Genomic DNA, 16,027 nt, shown 5'->3' on the forward strand with positions numbered 1-16,027 from the left:
GTTTGCCTTGGGCGCATCAGGGCGAATATGCGCGGCAAAGAGCCTTTGTGTACCGGGTTCGTATGTTACCAGAACTGGGCTTGGGGGCGGAATCATTGACTCGCCGCTCTGCGGCTTGTATGAGACGGCTTGGGCTTGGTAGGCGGGGTTTTATTGATTCCGTGGCCGGGACTCGCCTACGTGCCGCAGGCCGCCGATTTGCTTGCAAGCAAATCGCTTCGAGTCCCGCCGTGCGCCGCGCAGGCGGCGCACTCCATCCGCAGCATGTCGGCTACGCCGAAAAGGTGGGGCGGAAACAAAAATGCCCGCTTGCGCGGGCATTTTCTTATTCTGGCGGAGTGGACGGGACTCGAACCCGCGACCCCCGGCGTGACAGGCCGGTATTCTAACCAACTGAACTACCACTCCAACTACTAGACTGCTCCAGGCTGCTCGTTTGACTGATTGGTGGGTGCTGACGGGGTCGAACCGCCGACCTACGCCTTGTAAGGGCGCCGCTCTACCAACTGAGCTAAGCACCCGCAAAATACGCTTACTCAGCCAAACTTGTGTTGACGTCTACCAACACCTGAAGGGGGCGAAGTATAGAACATAATAAAAAATTTGTCACCACTCTTTGTCGAATCTTTTTTGAAATTGCCATTTTCATTACGAAAAAATGCGCTTTGATCGGCTGGGGCCGGTGCCAAGCGGGTTTGTCACGGGCAACCTATAATGACGCTTCCCGCCTGTTTTTTCCGAGTACCTGTTATCAATACATTATTCCGCCGCGTGATTCACGCTGTCCTGTTTGAATTATTTGCGCTTATCATCCTGGTTCCACTGATGTCCTATGGCTTCGGTATGGACATGCTGCATTTCGGCGCATTGGCCGTGATGCTGGCGCTCAGCGCGATGGCCAGCAATATGATTTACAACCACATTTATGAAGCCTTCGAACACCGCTATGGCTGGCGTCGTACGGTCCGCATGCGGGTCTGGCACACCATAGGCTTCGAAGCTTTCTTTATGGCTATTGCCTTGCCGCTGACAGCCTGGTGGCTGGAGGTGTCCTTGTGGGATGCGCTCATGCTCGACCTGGTCTTCTCGGCCTTCTTCATGCTGTACGCATTTTGCTTTAACTGGGTGTATGACATCATTCGTCATCGCCTGGGCCAGGCCCATAGCAAGAACAAGTAAAGCTATGTAGGCCCGCTACATAGCTGTGTTATCAGGCGTTGGCAGATTTGCGGCGCGCCGCATCCGCCACGGGGCGGGTGGACAGATGGACTTCAGACGGTACATGCAGGGTCGTCGTAGGATGGGCAAATACAATGCCGCGTTCCGCGCAGGCACGCATGAGTTCCAGATTGATGTGTTGCTGCACATCCATGTACACGCTGTATTCCCGGCTTAACAGGTAATACACCACTTCAAATTCCAGGCTGCTGGGTCCGATGCGGACAAAGTGTGCGCGGTCGTAGCGGCTGGAAGGTGCTTCCTCGATAATTTTACGCACGGTTGCCGATAGTTCGGCAATTTTGTCGACAGGCGTGTCATGCGTGATGCCGAAGTTAAATAACACCCGCCGCTCAGACATACGCTTGTAGTTGCGTATCGGTGATTTCAGCAGTTCGGTATTGGAGCGCACCAGTTGCTCGCCGCTCAGGCTGCGCAGGCGTGTGGTGCGGATACCGACGTATTCGACCGTCCCCAGCAAATCATCAACCACAATGAAGTCGCCGACTTCAAACGGCTTATCCAGGCCGATCGACAGCGATGCAAACAAATCGCTGAGTATGGCTTGCAGCGCGAATGCGATCGCGATGCCGCCTATGCCGAGGCTGGCGACGAAGGCCGTGATGTTGACGCCGAGATTCGCCAATACCGCCAGCAGTACGGTCAGCATTACCGCGATGCGCAGCAGGAAGACCATGGTGGTAGTGGTGGCCGCATTGCGCAATTCGGGATCGACTTCCGGATCGACCACTTTTTCCATCCAGATATTGATACCGCGATTGAGCCAGATGGCAATCTGTATGCCGATCAGGATGATGCCGACTTGCGATAAGCGCAGTTCGACGATGGCGGGCAGGCTGAGGGTGTTGAGGCCGATCAGGATGGAGAGCAGCAAGAGCAGGAAACGTTTGGTGCCGGCCAGTGTGCCGACGATGACTTCATCGACGCGGCGTTTGGTGAGAAGGTGGAGCACGGACATGCGGCGCTTCATTAAACGCATCAGGAAGCGCGTCAGCAAATCCATGACGAGGAAACTGACGACGGTTGCCAATAATGCGTGCAGCCAATCTTCCAGCGAAATACCAAACATAAACCAGTCTTGCAGTAACATCATTCATTCACTCCTTGTACCAATGCATTTTGCATGATTTGCACATGCGACAACTTTTAGCTATTAAGGTAGAGGTTGCATGGCGGGAATAGTTCGCAAGGAATGTCGACCGATGTTTGTCGATGGCGCGCAGAGGTATGCGGGTTGCGGCTTTCCCGCTTAAGATCAATTACTTATTAAGCTCAGCTTATGGATGCTTCGACTTCTGAATTGCCCTTGTTTCCCGAGTTGCAACCTTATCGCAGTGGAATGTTGCAGGTTGATGCGCGCCATACCCTGTACTGGGAAGAGTGCGGCAATCCGGCCGGGGTGCCGGTCTTGTTCCTGCATGGCGGGCCGGGCGGCGGTATTTCGCCACGGCACAGGCAATTCTTTGACCCCGCGTATTACCGCATTGTTTTGTTTGATCAGCGCGGTGCGGGTAAATCGACCCCGCTCGGCGAGTATCGCGATAACACGACGCAATTGCTGATAGCCGACATCGAAGCCTTGCGCGCCATGCTGGGCATACAGCAGTGGCTGGTATTCGGCGGATCATGGGGTGCGACCCTTGCACTGGCATATGGGCAAACACATCCGCAAACCTGCCTCGGCTTTATATTGCGCGGCATCTTTCTTTGCACCTGTGCGGAAATTGATTGGTTTATGTACGGCATGCGCTGGTTTTTTCCGGAGGCGCATGCGGCATTTGTGGCCGCTATCCCGCCGGAAGAGCGCGGGGATTTGCTGCAAGCTTATAAACGTCGTTTGTTCAGCGAAGATACCGAGGTGTCGTTGCAGGCAGCGCGCGACTGGAGTCGTTATGAGGGCAGTTGCCTGTTCCTGAAACCACCGCCGGAAATACAGCAGATGTTGAACGACGATGTGGTGGCGCTGGGCGTGGGGCGACTGGAGGCGCATTACTTCCTGCATCAGGGTTTTATGGAAGAAGACCAGTTGATCCGTGACATCGGCAAGATCCGGCATTTGCCGGCGATGATTGTGCAGGGACGTTACGACGCTGTATGTCCGCCGGTGTCTGCGTATCGCTTGCATGAAGCGTGGCCAGAGGCGCGTTTGCAGATCATCGCAGATGCCGGCCATGCGGCGCTGGAGCCCGGCACTGCGGCCGCATTGGTCGCGGCAACTGAACAATTCCGTTTGCAGCAAGGCTTTGTCTGAACAAGTAGTGACCAACAGCAAGATGGCGATGTGCGCGCGATGTCGTTAAGATAGTCGCTGACGAGATGCGGTTGGTTGCGCATCGGATAGTTGATTTCATGCAGAAGATAAAAGAGCGATGATAAAAATGCGGATCACCATATGTGCAGTGGCGCTGTTACTGGCGGGCTGCGGCGCGCGCACTTTGCTGGACAAGCCGGCAGAAACCACACCGGACGGCACTTCCACGGCTGACTCGATCAGCGAGTACCAGCTCGCATTGGCCCATCGCATTACGCAGGTTAATTCCACCAAGGTCTATATCGGTCGGCCGCAAGCCTTGCTGCGCTCGGTAGTGGTGGTCAAGTATGTGGTCGATGCGAATGGCAGCCTGTTGCGCAGCGAAATCATGCGCTCGAATCGCGACCGCGTGACCGAGACCACGGCACTCACCAGTGTGCGCAATACCGCGCCTTTCCCCAAGCCCGCGCCGTCCTTGCTGCGCCATGGCCGCGTTGAAGTGATCGAAACCTGGCTCTTCAATAAGGATGGCCGCTTCCAGTTGCGGACCATAGCCGAACCGCAGATGGATGAGTAAGCGCTTCATGCTGATGGCAGGAGCGATACCGTCTTGAGTAGCGGCTGGCTGTTTAATGCAGCAGCGAGCGCATTGCTGTTGCCGCCCTTAAACCTGATCCTCTTGTGCGCGCTGGGTTTGTTGCTGCGATCACGCTGGCCGCGTCTGGGTGTGGCCGTGTCAGTACTGGCTTTGCTGGTGTTGACGGTTTGCAGCACACGGTTCGGTGCCGGACTATTCATCGTGCCGCTGGAAAATCAAAACCCTCCATTGCAAGTTGGCGATGCTGCCGGGGCACAAGCCATCGTGGTGCTTGGTGGCGGCCGTCTAAGCAATGCGCCGGAATACGCCGGGCAAGACATTCCGGGTGCGGCCAGCCTGCAGCGCCTGCGGTATGCGGCGAATCTATATCGCAGTACGCATTTGCCGGTATTGGTCAGCGGTGGTCATCCGGATGGTGGGAGTACATCTGAAGCCAGCGAGATGGCGCGCGTATTGAAGGAAGATTTCTCAGTGCCGGTGCGCTGGTTGGAAGAGGCTTCCAATAACACTGCCGAAAACGCGCAATTGTCAGCGCGCATGCTGCGTGCCGCAGGTGTGCAGCGTATCTTGCTGGTTACCGATGCGATCCATATGCAGCGCGCCAAATGGGCTTACCAGCAAGCCGGGCTGGAGGTTGCGGCCGCACCGACCATCTTCGTCAGCCGCGCACACGCTACCCCGGCCGACTTCCTGCCATCCGGTCAGGGCTTGCAATTGAGCTCTTATGCCCTACATGAATGGCTAGGCCTGGCCTGGTATCGCTGGCGGCATCCGAATCTGGCTAAGTGAGACGCACGAAATAAATTGCGTGGAATAAACATAGCTCAGGCACGCCGCCGCGAATCTGCTTAAAATGGCTGGGCTGGTACTTATTACCGGCGTATCACCATCATTATTTTTTTCGGGGGCCGCAGCATGACTTTGATTGATAGTAAGCGTCCTTCCAAGCTGTACTACTTCTCGGAGCGCAATGGTTTGGAGCGTTCCTTATCCCTGGGCGAGTTCCGCCTCAGTCCGCCAACATCAGACCAGATCTTGCTGCCTAATGACAGTTACCTGGTATTGAGCATGACCAAAACCTGGGACGGCACCCTGTTCGACGCCATGCCCAGCATAGATTCCTATCTGGTGGTGCACGATGCCGAGGAATTCGGTGAGCGCGTACATCGCGCAGCGCAAAAGGTTTTGCCTAACTGGGCGGGCATAGATGCGGCTATTTCCTATGGTGCACCTAGTCCACTCGGCAAGATTTTTTCCAAGGCGCAGAACCTCGCAGGCCAAAACGAATGGCGTTTTGCATGGCGTCCCATGCAGAGCTGGGCTTCGGTCAATCCAGTAGTCATCCAGATCGGCAATATCGAAGATATCGCCGAACTCCATAGCCGGCACGATTAAGCAGTCCAATCTTCGCGTAGGTCCGGCATTTCCAGGAACGGAAAACGATGAAAACACTCACATTCGACGTTGCAGTAATTGGTGCCGGTAGTGCCGGGATGTCGGCCTATCGTGCAGTCAAGGCGCATGGCAAAACCGCGGTCCTGATAGAAGGCGGCCCATACGGTACAACCTGCGCACGCGTAGGCTGCATGCCGAGCAAGTTGCTGATCGCGGCAGCCGAAGCTGCACATGCAGCGAGTGAGGCACCGGGCTTTGGTGTACATCCTGGTCCTGTGCGCATAGACGGCAAGCAAGTCATGCAGCGCGTCAGATCCGAGCGTGATCGCTTTGTCGGCTTCGTGGTGGAAAGCGTGGAATCGATAGACCCGGCCGAGCGCCTGCACGGCTATGCTCGTTTCATTTCTCCCGGTTACCTGCAAGTCGGCGACGATACGCAAGTGATGGCGGAGCGCGTCGTGATTGCGACCGGTTCCACGCCGCAGATCCCGCCGGAACTGCGCGGGCTGGGTTCGCGCGTGATTACCAGTGACGATATTTTCGAACGCGACGATTTGCCGGAATCGGTAGCCGTAGTTGGGGCCGGCGTCATCGGACTGGAACTGGGGCAAGCCTTGCAGCGCCTGGGTGTGCGCGTAGCCTTGTTCGGGCGCAGCGGTCGGGTCGCGCAACTGGACGATGCGGGGGTCAATCAAAGCGCAATCGATGGCATAGGTGCGGATCTGGATTTGCGCCTGAATACCAGCGTGGTGTCAGCGCGAGTGGTGGGCGAGCAGGTCGAATTCGTCTCGCGCGACAAGGATGGCAAGGAGCGTACCGAGCACTTCCAGTATGTGCTGGCAGCTGCCGGTCGTACACCGAATGTACAGAATATCGGACTGGAAAACACCGGTTTGCAATTAAACCCGCAAGGTATCCCCTTGTTCGATTCATTGACGATGCAATGCGGCAATAGCGCGATTTTCATTGCGGGTGATGCGGATAATGACCGCCCGCTGCTGCATGAGGCGGCAGATGAAGGACGTATCGCTGGTGACAATGCAGTGCGCTTCCCGGAAGTCGTGGCAGGTCTGCGGCGTACCCGTCTGATGATTGCTTTCACTGATCCGCAGATTGCAGTGGTCGGGCAAACCAGTAATGATCTCAAGCCGCGGCAATTTGAAGTCGGACAGGTTTCGTTTGCGAATCAGGGGCGCAGCCGTGTGATGCGACAAAATCGCGGCTTGCTGAAAGTCTACGGCGAGCGCGGTACGCATCGCTTCCTCGGTGCCGAAATGGTGGGGCCGCGGGCTGAACACATCGGGCATCTATTGGCATGGGCGTGTCAGAGCGGGATGACGGTGGGACAAATGCTGGATATGCCGTTCTACCACCCGGTGGTGGAAGAGGGGCTGCGGACTGCCTTGCGCGAACTGAAGGAAAACCTGCTGAAAGAAGAGGATGCCATCGAGCACTGCACCGATTGCACGCCAGGTACCTGAAAGCTTCGGCGCAAGGCGGTTTATTTGCGCCAAATGTGCGGTAACGCTTATTCGCGCCAGGCAAAGTATGATAAAACTGAACTACGCGATTGCAACTAAACAATAATGCGCAGGTCACAGCGCTGATTGCCTATATAAGTATCCGGAGAAATCCAGAACACAATGGCAGTATCATAGTCAATCGCAATGCAGTATCTCAACGCAGGCCCGTTTGACAGATCCGTACTGAAAACGCGACACTGCTTTTGTCCAGCCAGAAAAAAAGGGGCCTTATTATGAAAGCATCTACCTTGAAAACCACACGGAGCGATATGAAAACCTTAGTCAAAGACGCCCAGGAATTATTTCGTGAAGCTACCAGCGCGACCGGCGAACGCGCAGATGAGTTGCGTAACCGCGGTTTGCAATTGCTGGATAACGCACTGACAAAAGCACATGAAGTGCAAGCTGCCGCGATTGAAACCGGTAAGGAAGTGGCAGAGAAAGCGGACGATTACGTGCATGAAAATCCATGGCGCGCAGTGGCGATTTCGGCTGGTGTCGGCGTATTGGTGGGGCTTTTGATCTCGCGTAAATAAGTCACCCGGCATTCGATATGGAACAGCAAACTCCGCGTCCTTCGGATTTCAGGCCCGGCTTGGTCAGCGGTGCCGTCAATCTTGCAAAAAACATGTTCGGCTTGTTGATGAGCCGCATCGAGCTGGCAGCGCTTGAGCTGGCTGAAGTCCGTGCCAATGCATTGAAACTGGTCGCGCTGTTTGTACTTGGCGCGATAGTCGCGTTGTTTGCCATCGGCTACTGGAGTGCATTGATTGTCTATCTCAGCTGGCCTGCGCTTGGCTGGAAGATATTATTGATACTTGCGATTATCTTTACGGCGATCGCGGTTGGCATCCTGTTGTATGTCCAGTCCCTGCTGCGGGAAGGAAAACTGTCGATGCCGGCAACCATGGCTGAATTGCGTAATGACCATGACGCGCTGTTGTAAGCCAAGAGGATTTGCATGACTACACATCATCAGGAACCGGAAGAGTCGTCGGCACAACGCAAGCAAAGATTGCTTGAGCAATGCAAAGCCTATCGTGTTGCGATTGGCGAAGCACGTAATGTCGTACGTGAAAACCTCGGTGCGGATGCGATTGCGAAGACGGCGATCGGTTTGGTCAGTGTCCGCGCGCAGTCAGCCTTTGCGAGTGTTTCGGATCTGTTCGACTTGAAAAGCCTGACCGGTGAAAGACTGCGTCGCTTGCTGCCATTGGTCGTGAGTGGCGTATCCTTGCTGACCAAACGTTCGGTCTTGCGGCCTGTCCTGCGTGGCGCTTTGGTGGTGGGCAGTGCCGGTACTGCGCTGTACTTCCTGTCGAAGAAAAAGAAAGCCAAACACGTCGCATTGCACGAGCATTTGTAATTACGTGCGAATGAACGAAAAAAAAGCCGACTTCAAGTCGGCTTTTTTATTTGTTGTGCTTACTTGGCAGGGGCTGGGGCATCTGCCGCCGGTGCCGCTGCAGGAGCAGCAGGTGCCGGTACGGCCGGCTCGGCGAATTTTGCACCGGCGCTGTTGGCCATCAAGACCACGACGCGTTCAACTTCGATATCGTCCAGATCCGGATTGCCACCTTTGGCCGGCATGGCGCGGATACCTTCGATCGCGTGCTTGGCCAGTGTGCTGTAACCCTGGGCAATACGTGCGCTCCAGGCTGCAGTGTCGCCCATTTTAGGAGCGCCAGCTGCGCCGGTTGCGTGGCAGGCGGCACATGCCATCTTGAAGACTTCATCGCCTGTTTTCAGGACTTTCGGTGCATTCACATCTTTGAGTGTGAAGCCGGTATCGGCTACCGGTTTGATGCGGGCGGCAACCGCTTCAGGTGACAAACCATCGGAACCGGCGCCTATGTGTTTTTCGTTGGTGACAAACATTACCAGTAAAACGATACAGACTATCGGGACCAGGAAACCTGCCAGGATTGCCAGGATGAGTTGCTTAGGCGTTTTGATCGCGGATTCTTCTTCGTGGTGTGCGTCGCTCATTATTCCCTCAATACAATTATAAAAATCGTTCTACGGGCGCATGCTCCCTTGCTACGCGTTGCATGCCCAGGCGGATAACACAATTACAATGCCGCCAAACGCTCGATTATAGACGCAAAGCAAATGATAGGGAACGGGAAAACGTCGCTTTACGTGGACGGAAAGGCAGAAAAACGGTATCCTGCAGGCCTCCTCAGTAGTCCTTCATGCGGCTGTAGCTCAGTGGATAGAGTATTGGCCTCCGAAGCCAAGGGTCGCTGGTTCGATTCCAGCCAGCCGCACCATTAAGTCTTGTAAATCAAATAGTTGTAAATCCAGCGAGCAATACGGTTGTCTTTTGACACCTGCTTTTCATTAGTCGTTTTTGAGAGTTTCGTTGTTCCGATACGCGTATTCTGGATTGGGCCAGCTTGGTGGCCAAGATATGCCGTATCCCATATTTAAGGGATGTCCCATTTCTTGCTAAATAGATAAAATGCGGCCGGCAAGTTTCCCTTAAACAACTTTTAATACGGATGAAAACAATGAAGAAACAGTTACTGGTAGTTTTGCTTGGCACCGCTTTGGCCGCACCAATGGCCGCATACGCAGAAGGCGCATATGTAGGTGTCAACGTTGGACGTAGCGACCAGAAATTGTCGGTGGATGGTATCGGTTCGATTTCAGATAGCGGCACCGGTTACAAAGTCTACGGTGGTTACGGTTTCAATAAAAACTTTGGCCTTGAAGCTGGCTACAACAAACTCGGCACAGGCAAGGCATCGTATGTTGATGGCGCCAACTCTGGCTCGATCAGCTCCAAACCGAGTGCTTTCTACCTCGCAGTAACAGGCACATTGCCTGTGAATGAACAATTTTCGCTGTTTGCAAAAGTGGGTGCATCGTTCAATCGCACAAAAGTGTATGCAGAAGAAAATGGTGTGAGCGAGAGCGCAAAAGAAAACCACACAAGCACTTTGTTGGGTCTGGGCGCGTCATACAACTTCACGAAGAACGTCTCGGTAGTGGCTGAGTACGAAGATTTCGGCAAAATCGTTAAAGTGGATGGCTTGCATTTGAAGGCAAACCTGCTTTCGATCGGTGTACGTTACAAGTTCTGATCATTCGGCCTGTAAAAAAAAGCCTGCTGATGCAGGCTTTTTCTTTTTGAAGCGCACCTGTTTGGCTCTGGTACGCAAAGGGATGGCGCTTGTCTTGCTATTCACGGAAAAGCGTAACCATCAAATCACGCATCCATTTGTTCGCCGGGTCGTAATGGAAGCGTTCATGCCAATGTTGCTTAATGTCGACATTCGGGAAAGGTATTGGTGACTCGAGGATTTTGATGTTGGTCGAATAAGATGCGATCTTTTGCGCCATGCGGAAAGGAATCGTCGCGATCGCATCGGTTTGCTCGATGATCATCGGCAGCACCAGGAAATTCTGCGAAGTCATGACTATCTTGCGGCGCAAATGCTCGGTCAGTAAAATTTTTTCGATGGCCGCATCATGTCCGGTATTGGCCGACATCACGATGACATGCGGTGTATCCACATACTGTTGTGGTGTCAGGCTGTCATGCACGGTCGGATGACCCTGGCGTGCTATGCATGCGAATTTGTCGGTATATAGCCGCTGCTGGTAGAACCCTGCTTTCAGGTAGGGAAACAAACCGACCGCCAAATCGATCTCGCCATTGGCCATCGCCTCCTTTGCACCTTGCTCGGGAATCCGACGTACCCGTACACAGGCATTCGGCGCAGCGACCTGGATGTGCTTCAACAGTTTCGGCAGTAACAGGATTTCGCCAATTTCCGTCATATAGAAGGAAAAGGTTTTGGTTGTGGTGGCCGGATCAAACACGGAATTGATCTGCAGGGCGGACGTGATCAGTTCGCATGCGCGACTGACCGGCTCGATCAGCTGCTCGGCGTAGGGGGTAGGCTGCATGCCCTGGCTGGTACGTACGAACAAGGGATCGTTAAAAATAATTCTCAGGCGTGCAAGAGCGTTACTCATGGCCGGCTGGCTAACCCCGAGTCGAACGGCGGCAGACGTCACGTTGCGTTCTTTGACGATCGCATCAAAGGCAACGAGTAGATTGAGGTCTACGGAAGCAATGTTCATATCTTGTGCATATAGGAAGCAGGGAAACGCAATACTGATTCGAACAAACTATATATCACATTAAATTCGCAATATGCCCTGGTCGCAGTATTCATAACACGTATGCATTGCATATCGAACGCCACATAGACAAATGTGAACCCCACCCTTAAATTCTCTTCAAGTATCGCAAGCCAGAGTTGATAACTCGCAATGAGTACCGTAATTGCATAGAAGCGGGAACAGAGTGCATGGATGCCGGAATGAGCGGTACATGCATTCCTGTCACGATCTCCCGCAGTCCCCCGAAGCACGGTATGAATCCAGAAACTCAAGCTGAAAACAGATCAGACCGGGAGCAATGAGATGTTGATGGATGACAAAAGGATAGTGATCGCCTTTGGCGGCAATGCGAGTTATCCACCGAATATCAAGGGGTTGGCGGAAGAGCAATTCGCCCTGATCCAGGTCGCCTGCGAGCATCTGGCGCGTTTGCTGGAAGGCGGTTTCAAGCTGGTCCTGACGCATGGCAACGGGCCGGTGGTCGGGAATATCCTCTACCGCATGGCAAAGACCGCGAATGAACTCGCGCCCATGCCGATGGATATTTGCGTTGCCCATTCGCAGGGCGGCATGGGTTACATGCTGCAGCAGACCCTGATGAATGTGCTGCATGAACATGAGATCGATGTCAGTGTTTCTTCCATCATTACCCAGGTAGAGGTAGCTATCGATGATCCTGCCTTCCTGAAACCGAGCAAGCCGATAGGGAAATTCTTCACCAAAAGAGAAGCCGAGGCGATGGCCAGGGAAACAGGATGGAAGTTTATTGAAGATTCCAATCGCGGTTACCGGCGTGTGGTGCCGTCACCGATACCGTTGCGCATTCTGGACATTGCCGCCGTCGAAGCGTTGATCAAGGCAGGGGTCGTCCCGATCGCCGCAGGTGGTGGGGGGATTCCGGTCATCCGGGATATCCATGGTGAGTTCCACGGCGTGCCGGCAGTCATCGACAAGGATTACACCAGCGCGTTACTGGCAAACCAGATAGGCGCAGGAACCCTGGTCATGTTGACAGGTGTTGAGCGTGTGGCGCTGGATTTCGGTAAGCCAAGCCAGCGCCTGTTAAGCGAAATAAGCATGGCCGATGCCGCCCGTTACATGGCAGACGGCCAGTTCCCGTCCGGCAGCATGGGCCCCAAAATCAGTGCCGCGCTGAAGTATCTGGAAAATGGCGGACGGCGCGTCATCATCACTTCCCTGGAGCATGCGTTTGAAGCGTTGCAGGGGCGGGCTGGTACAAGGATAGTGCCCTAAATGAATTCCATTGCAAACATTACTGAAAACACCATCAAGATAATCGGTTTCAAGGCATATGAGGCATTGACCGCGGCAGGAGGCGATGCGCAATCGATCCCCGGGTTTGCCCATACTCCTTACCTGCACGTATGCGGTGAAATCATATGGCTGGGTTCCGACCCGGCGGAACTGCATCCGCGCGCCGTCATCCTGGAAAAACCGTTCATCATCAAGGGCAAGTTGCAGCATTTTGATACCGGCGATATTCGTCCCTGGTATCCGCGACGCAGCGTGCTGACAGCTGTTGACTTACCGCAGCTCATCGCTGCCTGCCGCCAACTATTTGAGCCCTTGCATGCACTTGGTCCCGTCAGGGGCTTCGGAGCGATGTTGTTGGACCAGGAGCCCGAATATCCACTCAAGCTGGCGATCCGCAATATTGAAAACATTGCCTGTGGCTTCCGCAAGGATAGTCCCGAACATGTCTACCAGGCGGCGCTGCCGCTGATCGGCTTCGGTTCCGGCATGACGCCGTCCGGGGATGACTTCATCGGTGCTGCATTGTTTGGGCGTGCATTGCTGGAAAAAGGGAATGCCCTGGATGTCGATGCCTGGGATGAAGTGGGGCGACGCCTGATTGCAAAGGCCAGGGATCGCAGCCACATCATCAGTGCGACCCTGATGGCGGATCTGGTACATGCACAAAGTTTTGCGCCGCTGCATCGATTGTCTGAAGCGCTGGTCCATGGCGAATCGCAAGACGAAGCCCTGGCGGCGATCCGCGAACTGGTGAGTATCGGCCATTCCTCCGGTTGGGACATGTTAAGCGGATTTATTGTCGGGATTACCGGGCAAGTGTCTTTGCGTGATAGACATTCAATATGAGGTCCAAGTTAAACGGTACGGCTTTGTGCCGACGCCTCGCCAACCTGATGCGACCGCATGTTAACAGGTCGACCAAACTGATAGGAATTCATACCGGTGGTATCTGGGTCGCGGAATACCTGCGCACCGCGCTTGAACTGACTTCACCGATCGGTACGCTGGATGTGTCCTATCAACGCGATGATTGCGGGCACAGACAGTTGAACTTTGGCGTGCACCGATCGAAAATTCCGTTTGATATGAATGGGCAACAGATCATCATCGTTGACGATGTCCTCTATACCGGACGTACGATACGCGCTGCGATCAATGAAGTATTTGAATATGGCCGGCCGGAAAAAATCGAACTGGCGGTAGTGGTGAATCGTGGCGGGCATGAATTACCGGTCAAGGAAACTTTTTGTGCGAAGCACATCAATTTGCCTTACACGCAATCACTGAAACTGATACGCGACAACGAAGGTTGCCTGATCTTTCATCTCAACGAAAACGAAGAAAAAGCGACACGCTAAGCGTGAGCTTTGTTTTTACTGGCGTGCCAATAAAAACAGGTGAACGGCAACTCTGCCGTTCACCTATACCTATGCTGCCAGGCGGCTTACTTTTGTGCGTCCTTGGCAGTGTTCTCAATCTTTTCACCGGCTTTTTCAATTTGCTGGCCGGCTTTGTTCATGGTTTGATCCACTTCTTTCCCCGCTTTTTCGGCAGGACCTTCTTTATGGCACCCGGCCAAAGCCAAGGCCAGCATGCCCGTCGCCATTGCTGCAATTGCCCCGTTTTTATATCTGCTCATTTACTGCCTCCTGGAATGTGTTGACTCGCGGTTTCAGATTTACTTTTTGTTTTTGCCGACTTCGTTACCAATCACACCACCTACTGCTGCACCACCGACTGTGCCCAAGGCACTGCCGCCAGTCAACACTGCACCACCGACTGCACCGGCACCAGCGCCGACTGCCATGCTTTTTTCGCGATGTGACATATTTTCACAACCGGCAGCGCCAAGCAATACAGTGGCGGCCAGCACCGAGAAGAGAATTTTCTGTGTCGATTTCATGGGGAATCCTTTTGAATTATCAATGAGTACATAAGATTGACTACCAACTTACCTGAATAATTCCCCGCGCTTGGTGCGCTAGCGCACCCTGGGGGCGAGAAAGTTGTTTGTTGGCATGAGTCAATTGCCGTTTTGCATTACGACGATGAATGCAAGGGATCATGAATATGAATTGCCTGTGCAATGCAGGCTGTACAGAGTGAACACATGGCAAAAGAAGTGCGCCATTCATTGTGTGAATCAAGGCTATTCGCCAGCGTGCGTAGACGCACATTTCATCCATTCCTAGTATCAGCTCCCATCTTTGCCAGTAAAGATGCACGTGAAAAATTCACACGTGTTCAATCCGCACTGGCATCGATGGTGGAGATGTACCGGAAATAATTTTCGTATGCAACAGCTGTTACTCACATTTAATTAATCTAATAAAAGAGACGAATCGTGAAATCAAAAATATTATTCAGCGTATTGTTGACTGCTTCCATCCTTTCTTACAGCAGCCTTTCGCGGGCACAAAGTTCCGTCACCATGGAAGGTATAGCAGACGGCTTTATGGGCTCCATGCGGAACAGTGGTGACGCAGCGCGCACATCCAAAATTGACAGCGGTGGTTTATCAACGTCATACATAGGCTTCAAGGGTTTTGAAGACCTCGGCGGCGGCCTGAAGGCAAGTTTTGCCCTTGGTGCGTTTTACCGCATTGACGACGGCGCCTACGGTCGTTTTGGCGGCGATACCTTTTTCGCGCGTGATGCCAACGTAGCCTTATCAGGCAGCTTCGGCAAACTGACACTGGGTCGCATGACGCCGCCGACGACCTTGCCGCTGTATATGTTCAATCCGGTAGAGGATTCCTTCTCGCTGTCGCCACTGGTCTTGCACACTATCGTCGGTACGAATGTATTCCCGGGTACCTTTGGCCGTACGGATAGCGCATGGAGCAATTCGATTGCCTATACCTCGCCAACATTTGCCGGCCTGACCATCAACCTGCACTACCAGTTCGGCGAAGCGGCGGGCAATTCATCCAAGAACAACAAGGGGGCGAACGCACTGTATCAAAACGGTCCCTTGGCGCTGGGGCTGGCTTATCACGATGTGCAGGTCGGCAATCCGGTCGACAATCCCATCGTGCCGAACGGGCCGAGTGTAATGTTATCGGTACCGGTACCCGGCGGACCGAACCTGGTGGCAACGCGGCAAAAGCTCGCGTTTGTCGGTGGCAGTTATGATTTTTCCTACCTGAAGTTCTTTGCCACATACGACCGGGCGACGCATGACGTCGACCTCAAGGACCAGACCGGCACGCTGGGTCTGAGCGTACCAATCGGCAATGGCAAATTGCTGGGCGCGGTGGCCCAGACCAAACGCGAGAGCGCCTTGTTTTCAGATGTCAAACGCACGACGGTTTCTGTCGGCTATGACTACTTCCTTTCCAAGCGCACCGATCTCTACTCCTTCCTCATGAACGATAAAACCACAGATTACGCAAATGCGGTCAGCGTTGCCGTGGGTATGCGCCATCGCTTCTGACGAACTGTGTGCCGCCCCGCTCAGGGTGGCACATGACTGCTGTCTTGTAGTTGCTGAAAGCAATCGGATTCCAACCATTCATGCTGTGAATTCACAGCATACGGTTGGGGGCGTAGACAAAGGGAAACCCTATTTCTAAGATCGATTTCAATCTAGCCCATAAGTATTTTCCT

19 protein-coding genes and 3 tRNA genes are annotated in these 16,027 nt (G+C 53.8%); 15 read left to right on the plus strand and 7 right to left on the minus strand.

The features are described 5' to 3' along the window. Positions 1-331 precede the first annotated feature (331 nt). Positions 332-408, minus strand: a tRNA-Asp gene (locus tag ACFQPC_RS12690). A gap of 37 nt (positions 409-445) precedes the next feature. Further along, positions 446-521, minus strand: a tRNA-Val gene (locus ACFQPC_RS12695). A 250-nt stretch (positions 522-771) separates the two neighbouring features. On the opposite strand from ACFQPC_RS12695, the gene ACFQPC_RS12700 reads away from it, so the two are divergent. Beyond that, positions 772-1,179 (plus strand): PACE efflux transporter, encoded by a 408-nt coding sequence (locus ACFQPC_RS12700; protein WP_382272296.1) that lies wholly within the window; start codon positions 772-774, stop codon positions 1,177-1,179. Between the two features lie 31 nt (positions 1,180-1,210). On the opposite strand, the gene ACFQPC_RS12705 is transcribed toward ACFQPC_RS12700, so the two are convergent. After that, the gene (locus tag ACFQPC_RS12705) at positions 1,211-2,332 is read right to left on the minus strand and encodes a mechanosensitive ion channel family protein (protein WP_382272297.1); all 1,122 of its coding nucleotides are present in this window, start codon (positions 2,330-2,332) and stop codon (positions 1,211-1,213) included. Positions 2,333-2,518: 186 nt separating this feature from the next. Between ACFQPC_RS12705 and pip the strand changes: the two genes are divergently transcribed. From pip to ACFQPC_RS12745, 8 genes are all read left to right on the plus strand, one after another. Continuing rightward, complete coding sequence (gene pip / locus ACFQPC_RS12710) at positions 2,519-3,490, plus strand: prolyl aminopeptidase (RefSeq protein WP_382272298.1); 972 nt, start codon at positions 2,519-2,521, stop codon at positions 3,488-3,490. 118 nt (positions 3,491-3,608) lie between these two features. After that, positions 3,609-4,067: a TonB family protein gene (locus tag ACFQPC_RS12715; protein WP_382272299.1), complete on the plus strand. Its 459-nt coding sequence runs from the start codon at positions 3,609-3,611 to the stop codon at positions 4,065-4,067. A gap of 33 nt (positions 4,068-4,100) precedes the next feature. Then, positions 4,101-4,877 carry a YdcF family protein gene (locus ACFQPC_RS12720; RefSeq protein WP_382272300.1) on the plus strand — a complete coding sequence of 259 codons (777 nt, stop codon included), beginning with the start codon at positions 4,101-4,103 and terminating at the stop codon, positions 4,875-4,877. 126 nt (positions 4,878-5,003) lie between these two features. Beyond that, positions 5,004-5,483, plus strand: coding sequence for a hypothetical protein (locus ACFQPC_RS12725; protein ID WP_382272301.1), 480 nt, complete (start codon positions 5,004-5,006; stop codon positions 5,481-5,483). 47 nt (positions 5,484-5,530) lie between these two features. Then, the gene (locus ACFQPC_RS12730; protein WP_382272302.1) at positions 5,531-6,964 is read left to right on the plus strand and encodes a dihydrolipoyl dehydrogenase; all 1,434 of its coding nucleotides are present in this window, start codon (positions 5,531-5,533) and stop codon (positions 6,962-6,964) included. Between the two features lie 275 nt (positions 6,965-7,239). Next, the gene (locus tag ACFQPC_RS12735) at positions 7,240-7,542 is read left to right on the plus strand and encodes an ElaB/YgaM/YqjD family protein (protein ID WP_382272303.1); all 303 of its coding nucleotides are present in this window, start codon (positions 7,240-7,242) and stop codon (positions 7,540-7,542) included. A gap of 17 nt (positions 7,543-7,559) precedes the next feature. Beyond that, entirely contained in the window at positions 7,560-7,952 is a 393-nt protein-coding gene (locus ACFQPC_RS12740; protein ID WP_382272304.1) for a phage holin family protein, read from the plus strand. 15 nt (positions 7,953-7,967) lie between these two features. Next, positions 7,968-8,372: a hypothetical protein gene (locus ACFQPC_RS12745; RefSeq protein ID WP_382272305.1), complete on the plus strand. Its 405-nt coding sequence runs from the start codon at positions 7,968-7,970 to the stop codon at positions 8,370-8,372. 59 nt (positions 8,373-8,431) lie between these two features. On the opposite strand, the gene ACFQPC_RS12750 is transcribed toward ACFQPC_RS12745, so the two are convergent. Then, on the minus strand, positions 8,432-8,995 hold the full coding sequence (locus ACFQPC_RS12750; RefSeq protein WP_382272306.1) for a c-type cytochrome: 564 nt from the start codon (positions 8,993-8,995) through the stop codon (positions 8,432-8,434). A 208-nt stretch (positions 8,996-9,203) separates the two neighbouring features. On the opposite strand from ACFQPC_RS12750, the gene ACFQPC_RS12755 reads away from it, so the two are divergent. Both ACFQPC_RS12755 and ACFQPC_RS12760 read left to right on the plus strand, forming a co-directional pair. Then, a tRNA-Arg gene (locus ACFQPC_RS12755) sits at positions 9,204-9,279 on the plus strand. A gap of 240 nt (positions 9,280-9,519) precedes the next feature. Beyond that, positions 9,520-10,095: an outer membrane beta-barrel protein gene (locus ACFQPC_RS12760; RefSeq protein ID WP_382272307.1), complete on the plus strand. Its 576-nt coding sequence runs from the start codon at positions 9,520-9,522 to the stop codon at positions 10,093-10,095. Between the two features lie 97 nt (positions 10,096-10,192). Here the strand turns inward: ACFQPC_RS12760 and ACFQPC_RS12765 are convergent, their stop codons facing one another. Then, positions 10,193-11,101: a LysR family transcriptional regulator gene (locus ACFQPC_RS12765; protein WP_382272308.1), complete on the minus strand. Its 909-nt coding sequence runs from the start codon at positions 11,099-11,101 to the stop codon at positions 10,193-10,195. A gap of 351 nt (positions 11,102-11,452) precedes the next feature. On the opposite strand from ACFQPC_RS12765, the gene ACFQPC_RS12770 reads away from it, so the two are divergent. From ACFQPC_RS12770 to pyrR, 3 genes are read left to right on the plus strand one after another with little or no spacing between them, the layout of a single operon-like run. After that, positions 11,453-12,397, plus strand: a complete 945-nt coding sequence (locus tag ACFQPC_RS12770; protein WP_382272309.1) for a carbamate kinase — start codon at positions 11,453-11,455, stop codon at positions 12,395-12,397. Continuing rightward, the gene (locus tag ACFQPC_RS12775) at positions 12,398-13,264 is read left to right on the plus strand and encodes an oxamate carbamoyltransferase subunit AllH family protein (protein ID WP_382272310.1); all 867 of its coding nucleotides are present in this window, start codon (positions 12,398-12,400) and stop codon (positions 13,262-13,264) included. It begins immediately after the preceding gene. Continuing rightward, positions 13,261-13,776 carry a bifunctional pyr operon transcriptional regulator/uracil phosphoribosyltransferase PyrR gene (gene pyrR, locus ACFQPC_RS12780; RefSeq protein ID WP_382272311.1) on the plus strand — a complete coding sequence of 172 codons (516 nt, stop codon included), beginning with the start codon at positions 13,261-13,263 and terminating at the stop codon, positions 13,774-13,776. Before ACFQPC_RS12775 ends, pyrR begins: the two co-directional genes overlap by 4 nt. An 86-nt stretch (positions 13,777-13,862) precedes the next feature. On the opposite strand, the gene ACFQPC_RS12785 is transcribed toward pyrR, so the two are convergent. Both ACFQPC_RS12785 and ACFQPC_RS12790 read right to left on the minus strand, forming a co-directional pair. Then, positions 13,863-14,012, minus strand: a complete 150-nt coding sequence (locus ACFQPC_RS12785) for a hypothetical protein (RefSeq protein WP_382272312.1) — start codon at positions 14,010-14,012, stop codon at positions 13,863-13,865. 84 nt (positions 14,013-14,096) lie between these two features. After that, positions 14,097-14,321 carry a glycine zipper 2TM domain-containing protein gene (locus tag ACFQPC_RS12790; RefSeq protein WP_041296728.1) on the minus strand — a complete coding sequence of 75 codons (225 nt, stop codon included), beginning with the start codon at positions 14,319-14,321 and terminating at the stop codon, positions 14,097-14,099. A gap of 441 nt (positions 14,322-14,762) precedes the next feature. Here ACFQPC_RS12790 and ACFQPC_RS12795 point away from each other — a divergent pair, with 441 nt between their 5' ends. After that, positions 14,763-15,854, plus strand: coding sequence for a porin (locus ACFQPC_RS12795; protein ID WP_382272313.1), 1,092 nt, complete (start codon positions 14,763-14,765; stop codon positions 15,852-15,854). Positions 15,855-16,027 lie beyond the last annotated feature (173 nt).

The organism is Herminiimonas glaciei, from assembly GCF_042664955.1.
Lineage (GTDB): Bacteria > Pseudomonadota > Gammaproteobacteria > Burkholderiales > Burkholderiaceae_D > Oxalicibacterium > Oxalicibacterium glaciei.

Bases quoted from the DNA above. Each gene is read 5' to 3' on its own strand.
- ACFQPC_RS12705 (WP_382272297.1), bottom strand. From the start codon at position 2,332: ATGATGTTACTGCAAGACTGGTTTATGTTTGGTATTTCGCTGGAAGAT.
- pip (WP_382272298.1), top strand. From the start codon at position 2,519: ATGGATGCTTCGACTTCTGAATTGCCCTTGTTTCCCGAGTTGCAACCT.
- ACFQPC_RS12715 (WP_382272299.1), top strand. From the start codon at position 3,609: ATGATAAAAATGCGGATCACCATATGTGCAGTGGCGCTGTTACTGGCG.
- ACFQPC_RS12725 (WP_382272301.1), top strand. From the start codon at position 5,004: ATGACTTTGATTGATAGTAAGCGTCCTTCCAAGCTGTACTACTTCTCG.
- ACFQPC_RS12730 (WP_382272302.1), top strand. From the start codon at position 5,531: ATGAAAACACTCACATTCGACGTTGCAGTAATTGGTGCCGGTAGTGCC.
- ACFQPC_RS12735 (WP_382272303.1), top strand. From the start codon at position 7,240: ATGAAAGCATCTACCTTGAAAACCACACGGAGCGATATGAAAACCTTA.
- ACFQPC_RS12740 (WP_382272304.1), top strand. From the start codon at position 7,560: ATGGAACAGCAAACTCCGCGTCCTTCGGATTTCAGGCCCGGCTTGGTC.
- ACFQPC_RS12745 (WP_382272305.1), top strand. From the start codon at position 7,968: ATGACTACACATCATCAGGAACCGGAAGAGTCGTCGGCACAACGCAAG.
- ACFQPC_RS12750 (WP_382272306.1), bottom strand. From the start codon at position 8,995: ATGAGCGACGCACACCACGAAGAAGAATCCGCGATCAAAACGCCTAAG.
- ACFQPC_RS12760 (WP_382272307.1), top strand. From the start codon at position 9,520: ATGAAGAAACAGTTACTGGTAGTTTTGCTTGGCACCGCTTTGGCCGCA.
- ACFQPC_RS12765 (WP_382272308.1), bottom strand. From the start codon at position 11,101: ATGAACATTGCTTCCGTAGACCTCAATCTACTCGTTGCCTTTGATGCG.
- ACFQPC_RS12770 (WP_382272309.1), top strand. From the start codon at position 11,453: ATGGATGACAAAAGGATAGTGATCGCCTTTGGCGGCAATGCGAGTTAT.
- ACFQPC_RS12775 (WP_382272310.1), top strand. From the start codon at position 12,398: ATGAATTCCATTGCAAACATTACTGAAAACACCATCAAGATAATCGGT.
- pyrR (WP_382272311.1), top strand. From the start codon at position 13,261: ATGAGGTCCAAGTTAAACGGTACGGCTTTGTGCCGACGCCTCGCCAAC.
- ACFQPC_RS12785 (WP_382272312.1), bottom strand. From the start codon at position 14,012: ATGCTGGCCTTGGCTTTGGCCGGGTGCCATAAAGAAGGTCCTGCCGAA.
- ACFQPC_RS12790 (WP_041296728.1), bottom strand. From the start codon at position 14,321: ATGAAATCGACACAGAAAATTCTCTTCTCGGTGCTGGCCGCCACTGTA.